At 68.0% G+C, this 6,026-nt stretch carries 5 protein-coding genes; 4 read left to right on the plus strand and 1 reads right to left on the minus strand.

Annotation, left to right across the window (positions count from 1 at the left end; translation table 11 throughout):
* Nucleotides 1–2: 2 nt before the first annotated feature.
* The gene (locus ASE66_RS17495; RefSeq protein WP_057190955.1) at nucleotides 3–800 is read left to right on the plus strand and encodes a potassium channel family protein; all 798 of its coding nucleotides are present in this window, start codon (nucleotides 3–5) and stop codon (nucleotides 798–800) included.
* A gap of 88 nt (nucleotides 801–888) precedes the next feature.
* Entirely contained in the window at nucleotides 889–1,482 is a 594-nt protein-coding gene (locus ASE66_RS17500) for a YdeI/OmpD-associated family protein (protein WP_057190956.1), read from the plus strand.
* A gap of 15 nt (nucleotides 1,483–1,497) precedes the next feature.
* Here ASE66_RS17500 and ASE66_RS17505 read toward each other — a convergent pair whose 3' ends face one another.
* Nucleotides 1,498–2,070 carry a thioesterase family protein gene (locus ASE66_RS17505; RefSeq protein ID WP_057190957.1) on the minus strand — a complete coding sequence of 191 codons (573 nt, stop codon included), beginning with the start codon at nucleotides 2,068–2,070 and terminating at the stop codon, nucleotides 1,498–1,500.
* 151 nt (nucleotides 2,071–2,221) lie between these two features.
* Here ASE66_RS17505 and ASE66_RS17510 point away from each other — a divergent pair, with 151 nt between their 5' ends.
* On the plus strand, nucleotides 2,222–3,655 hold the full coding sequence (locus ASE66_RS17510) for an FAD-binding oxidoreductase (RefSeq protein ID WP_156412219.1): 1,434 nt from the start codon (nucleotides 2,222–2,224) through the stop codon (nucleotides 3,653–3,655).
* A gap of 106 nt (nucleotides 3,656–3,761) precedes the next feature.
* A partial coding sequence (locus ASE66_RS32510) for an AsmA family protein (protein ID WP_162262500.1) occupies nucleotides 3,762–6,026 on the plus strand: 2,265 nt, incomplete at its 3' end.

Consider the following 6,026-nt stretch of genomic DNA (forward strand, 5'->3'; position numbering starts at 1 on the left):
GGATGAGCGCAGCCGCCGATCCCGACGACAGCAGTGGAAGCTCTGGGCTGCGCGACCGGCTTCGGCAGCTCTATCACGGCCGTACTCCCGCGGCGCTGCGCTTCCAGTTTGCGACGCTGATCGTCGACCTCCTGATCATCGGCTTCTTCGTGGCGACGCCGGTGCTGCGCGACCGGCCGGAATTCCTCTGGCTCGACTATACCGTCGCGATCATCGTCATCGCCGAGATCGCGGCGCGCTTCCTCGCCTCTTCGAACATGCTGCGGCTGCTGCGCCAGCCGACCATGCTGCTCGACCTCTTCATCCTGGCGACGCTGCTGGCGCCGCAATGGCTGGAGAATTTCGGCTTCCTGCGTATCTTGAGGCTCTGGTCGCTGTCGCAGCGCGGGTTGATCTGGGCGCAACTGCGGCAAACGCGTTTCCGCGACTGGGAGGACGTTGCCAAGGCCCTGGTCAACCTCGCGACCTTCCTCTTCGTCGTCACCGGCTTCGTCTACACCTTCTTCTTCATGAGCCGGCCGGGGCTGGAGGGCTATGTCGAGGCGCTCTACTTCACCGTCGCGACGGTGACGACGACCGGCTTCGGCGACATCACCCTGCCGGGCATCGCCGGCAAGCTGACCTCGATCGTGGTGATGATCATCGGCATCTCGCTGTTCGTGCGATTGGCGCAGGCGGTGTTCCGGCCGCACAAGGTGACCTTTCCCTGTCCGCAATGCGCCCTGCAGCGGCATGAGCCCGATGCCGTGCACTGCAAGGCCTGCGGCCACCTGCTGAAGATACCGGACGACGACGATTGATCGGCGGGTCTCGGTGCTGACACGCGCGAGCCGGCTCGACGCCTAGAGGAGGGGGCTTTCCGGTCATGTCGAGAATTTTGGAGTAGCGATGGCGCCGGTGGTGGTCGATCCTGAAAAGGTCCGGGAGTTCGAGGATGCCGCGCGCTTCTACGAATGGCTCGGCGAGCATCATGACCGGGCGGACGAAGTCTGGATCAAGATCCACAAGCTCTCGTCCGGCTTGCCGTCGATCACGCCCAAGGAGGCGATCGACGTCGTGCTGTGCTGGGGCTGGATTGATGGCGTCAAGAAGGGGTTCGACGAGCGCAGCTATCTGCAGCGCTACACGCCGAGGACTGCGAGAAGCATCTGGAGCCAGATCAATGTCGACAATGTCGCCCGCCTGATCACGGAGGGGCGCATGACCAGCCACGGCCTGGTGCAGGCAGACGCGGCCAAGGCCGATGGCCGATGGGCACGCGCTTATGGCGCCGGCCAAAACCTGAAGATCCCCGATGATCTCCAGGCAGCGATCGACGCAGAGCCTCTTGCCCGGGAGATGCTCTCGAGGCTGAGCGCGCAGAACCGCTTCGCGCTGGCGTTTCGTGTCCACAATCTCAAGACGGAGGCCGGGAGGCGAAAGAAGATCGCGGCCTTCGTCGAGATGCTCAAGCGCGGCGAGACGATCTATCCGCAGCGCTAAGAGGGTCCGACCCGGCTAGTGCCGCGTCTCCGTCTCGTGCTCCGCTTCCCGTTCGCCAGTCGGCTCGCCGAGCGTGATCGCGCTCTTCTGCGGCATGCCGATCATCCGGCCGACCGTGGCAGGGCGCGGCATCTGCGCATGCGCCGCCTTCATGATCGCGAGATTGGCGAGGATGTCGGCCGGGAAGGGCGTGACCTTGCGATTGGCCATGTCGACATGCAGGGACAGGTTCTCGGAGGTCGCGGCGAGCCAGCCTTCGCTGGCATGGCGCATTTCGAGATAGTAGTGCAGGCGCTTGTCGTCGAAGGCGATGAGTTGCGCGGTGACGCGAACCAGATCGTGCGCCGACAATTCGCGCTTGTAGAGTACATGGCACTCTGCAGCGAAGAACGACGCCTTGCGGGCCTGGACATAGTCCTGGTTGAGGCCGACCAGCGAGAAGACCTCGTCGACCGCACGATCGAACAGGACATGGTAATAGGCCATGTTGAGATGGCCGTTATAATCGATCCATTGCGGCTCGACCCGCATTGGGGACGAGACAAAGGGAGCGAAGAACAAAGCGGGCGTGCGAATTTCGTCCGGCATCGGCTCCTCCTTTCGGTCCGTCTCTCGTCGATGCGTAGGCGGCTCTGCGCCGCCGGCTCTTGCAGGCGCGAGCAGGGCGCGTGAAAACAACACGAGCGCTGCTCCAAAGGCCGAACCCTTCCAGACTAGGCGAAGTTCTCCAGCCATGACAATGCCTTCTACCGCTTCCGTGCCCCCCCATGCTCGGGCTGCAGAGCTGCCGCCGTCGCCGCAGGCTGTCGCCGCGTTGACGCGGGAGCTGGCCGCGCTGGTCGGCAACCGGCTCGTCACCAGCCTCGCGGTCCGGCAGCAGCACGGCCACACCCTGACCTGGATTCCGAACCAGCCGCCGGATGCGGTGGTTTATCCTGAGAGCACCGAAGAGGTGGCCTCCATTGTGAAACTTTGCGCCAGGCATGGGGTTCCGGCGATCGCCTTCGGCACGGGCACCTCGCTGGAGGGCCATGTCAACGCGCCCTTCGGCGGCGTCTGCATCGACATGAGCCAGATGAAGCGGGTCGTCGCGGTGCATGCCGAAGACCTCGACTGCACGGTCGAGGCCGGCGTTACCCGCAAGGAGCTGAACGAGCATCTGCGCGACCAGGGCCTGTTCTTTCCGATCGATCCCGGCGCCGACGCCTCGATCGGCGGCATGGCGGCGACGCGCGCCTCCGGCACCAACGCCGTGCGCTATGGCACGATGAAGGACAATGTCATCGCCCTGACCGCGGTGATGGCCGATGGCGCGATCGTCAAGACGGCGAGCCGGGCCCGCAAATCCTCGGCCGGCTACGATCTCACCCGCCTTCTCGTCGGCTCGGAAGGCACGCTTGGCATCATCACCGAGGTGACGCTGAAGCTGCACGGCATTCCCGAGGCGATGTCGGCGGGCGTCTGCCCGTTCCCGTCGGTGAAGGCGGCCTGCGATGCGACGATCATGACGATCCAGTCCGGCCTGCCGGTGGCGCGGATCGAGTTGGTCGACGACGTGATGATGCGCGGCGTCAATCTGCATTCCAAGCTCGGCCTGCCGGAGACGACGATGCTGTTCGTCGAGTTCCACGGCTCGCAGGACGGGGTGAAGGAGCAGGCCGAGCGCTTCGGCGAGATCGCCGCCGAGTTCGGCGGCGGGCCGTTCGACTGGGCGACCAGGGCGGAGGATCGCTCCAAGCTGTGGCAGGCGCGGCACGACGCCTATTGGGCGGCCCGCGCGCTCCGCCCCGGCGCGGAATCGGTTGCGACCGATGTGTGCGTGCCGATCTCGCGGTTGGCGGAATGCGTCGACGAGACCAAGCGCGACATCGAGGCCTCCGGCCTGATCGCGCCGATCGTCGGCCATGTAGGCGACGGCAATTTCCACACCCAGCCGCTGGTCGATCTCGCTGATCCCGACGAGGTCGCGCGCTGCGAGGCCTTCATCGACCGGCTGGTCAAGCGGGCGCTCGCCATGGAGGGAACCTGCACGGGTGAGCATGGCGTCGGCCAGAAGAAGATGAAATACCTCACGATCGAGCACAGCCCCGCCGCGCTCGACACGATGCGGCTGATCAAGCGTTCGCTCGACCCGCAGAACATCCTCAACCCCGGCAAGATTATCGCCTTCTGACATCCAAACGGGTTCTCCAGCGGTATTACTCACAAGAATGTCGTGATCCTGCCGCGACTTGCGTGCATGATCGCGCCGTCGACATTTCGAGGATTGATGCAAGAGCGTGCGTGAGGCCCTGACCTTTCTGGCCGGGCTGCTCGTCGCGGCGTTGCTGGCCGCGCTGCTAGGGCCAAGCTTCGTCGACTGGCGCGAGTACAGGCCCCATTTCGAGCAGCGCATCAGCGCCGCGCTCGGCGTGGAGACCCGCGTCGCCGGCGATATCGGGCTGCGGCTCCTGCCGTCGCCGCGGCTGAGGCTGGGCGAGGTGCGCCTCGGTTCCGGCGAGAGCGGGACGAGCAGCGCCAGCATCGAGACGCTGACCGTCGAGCTCGCGCTGGCGCCGCTGGCGCGCGGCGAGTTCCGGCTGGTCGAGGCCGAGGCCGACGGGCTGACGCTCAATCTGACCGCCGACGAAAGCGGCGCCATCGCTTTGCCGGCCCGCCAGGGCGCGGGGATTCCAGGCGAGACGGCGATCGACCGGCTGGCGATCCGCCGTTCGGCCGTGGTCTGGCGCGAGCCCGGCAAGGCGGCGCAGACGCTGGCGCCGATCTCGGTCGATGTCTCCGCCGTCAGTCTGCACGGGCCCTGGCGCGTCGAAGGCGAGATCGCCGGCTCGTCCCTGCGCTTCGCCACCGGTGCGATCGAGGCAGACGGGCGGCTGCGGACCAAGAGCTCGATCACAGGCGAGCAGGCGCAGTTCAGCTTCGACGGCTCGCTGATCCTTGGCGGCGCCGAGCAGCGTGTCCGGCCCGGGCTGGAAGGCAGCTTCACGATCGCGCCCGGCGGGGCCGTCAGCCTGGCCGGCCGGGTCAGCGGCGACAGCCGGCGCCTCGACTTCGCCAGCCTCGCCATCGAGATCGCCGGTGGCGCCGCGCGGCTGGAAGGCGAGGGCTCGTTCAATCCGGCGGATAGCAAGGGCAGCGTCCAGCTCAAGGCGCGCCGGCTCGATGCCGATGCGCTGAGCGAGGCGCTGGCCCAGCGGCCGGGCTATCAGCGCGCCCTGCAGGCGCTGCCGGGGCCGGTCGATCTTGCGCTGGAGCTCGACCAGATCGTCTGGCGCGGCGAGGATTTCAGCGGCTTTGCCCTGCGCGGCAAGCTCGATGGTGACGGGCTCGATGCGGGCAGCGCCACGGTCAGGATCGCCAATGCCGTGCTCGACGCCCGCGGCACGCTCGACGGCCAGGGTTTCCGCGGCACGGTCGAGGCGAAGGCGCCCGATGCGCGCCGGGCGGCGCTGGCCCTGGCACGGCTCGGCGTCGAGGCCGGGCTGGCCGACAGCTTCGCCGCCCTGCGCAGCTTCGACGGCACGGCCGTGCTGGACTGGAGCGACGAGCGTCTCGCGATCACCCGCATCACCGCGCGGGCAGGCTCTGGGCCGCGTCTCGAAGGCTCCGGTGCGATCACGTCCAGCCGGCTCGACGCCAAGCTGACCCTGAACGGGCTCGATCTGTCGACCTTGCCACCGGGCGACAGCCTGAACGCGCTCACCGGCCGGCGCGACCTCGCGCTCGATCTCACTTTGAACGGTTTGCGCTACCTTTCGGCCCCGCCGGGCTCGGCCCGGCTCGCGCTGACGCGGCAAGGCAGCGACTGGCGCCTCAGCCGCCTGGCGGTCGACGGCTTCGGCGGCGTCAAGGTCGAAGGCGAGGGCGCGCTGCTGCCGGGCGGCGGCGAGATCGCCGGGCGCGTGCGCGCCCCGCGCTTCGCCGCACTGACGGCTTTGGCCGGCCCCTTGCTGCCGGAGGGCTTGCGGCGCGTCTTGCCACGGATCGAGGACGGGCTTGCCGGCATCGATGCCGGCTTCAAGCTGGCACGCGCCTCGAATGGTGAAACCAGCGTCATCGCCGAGGGCTCGGCCCAGGCTGGTCGGTTGGCGCTCAACGGCAAGCTGGACGCAGCCGGCCAGTGGAGCGGAGGCGATGTGAAGCTTTCGCTCGACGACCGTCGCCGCGCCTTCGCCGCCTTCGGGCTGCCGCGCCCGGCGCGGGGCGGACCGGGCGAGCTTACGCTCAGTTTCGGCGCAAGCGGACCGGTCGGCTCGCTCACCGGGCCCGGGCTGATGCTGGTGCTCGAAGGGGCGGGCGAGGCGGCGCGGCTCAGCCTCCAGGCCGACGGGCCGGGGCAGGTGCTGCCGGAGGGGCTGGCGCGGCTCGTCCCGGACGGGCTGCTCGATGCGCATGGCCGCGTCTCTTTCGGCGAGGAGGCGAGGCTCGACGATCTCGTGGTCAACGCTGGCGGCAAGGTGGCGCGCGGCGCACTGACCTTCTCGGCCGAGCGTGGTATCGGCGGGCGGCTCGACCTGCCGTATTTTGCGTTGCAGCCCGCACTC

Source organism: Allobosea sp. Root483D1 (genome assembly GCF_001429505.1).
GTDB lineage: Bacteria > Pseudomonadota > Alphaproteobacteria > Rhizobiales > Beijerinckiaceae > Allobosea.

Excerpts from the sequence above, each read along its gene's own strand:
- ASE66_RS17495 (WP_057190955.1), top strand. The coding sequence starts at position 3 with ATGAGCGCAGCCGCCGATCCCGACGACAGCAGTGGAAGCTCTGGGCTG.
- ASE66_RS17500 (WP_057190956.1), top strand. The coding sequence starts at position 889 with ATGGCGCCGGTGGTGGTCGATCCTGAAAAGGTCCGGGAGTTCGAGGAT.
- ASE66_RS17510 (WP_156412219.1), top strand. The coding sequence starts at position 2,222 with ATGCCTTCTACCGCTTCCGTGCCCCCCCATGCTCGGGCTGCAGAGCTG.
- ASE66_RS17505 (WP_057190957.1), bottom strand. The coding sequence starts at position 2,070 with ATGCCGGACGAAATTCGCACGCCCGCTTTGTTCTTCGCTCCCTTTGTC.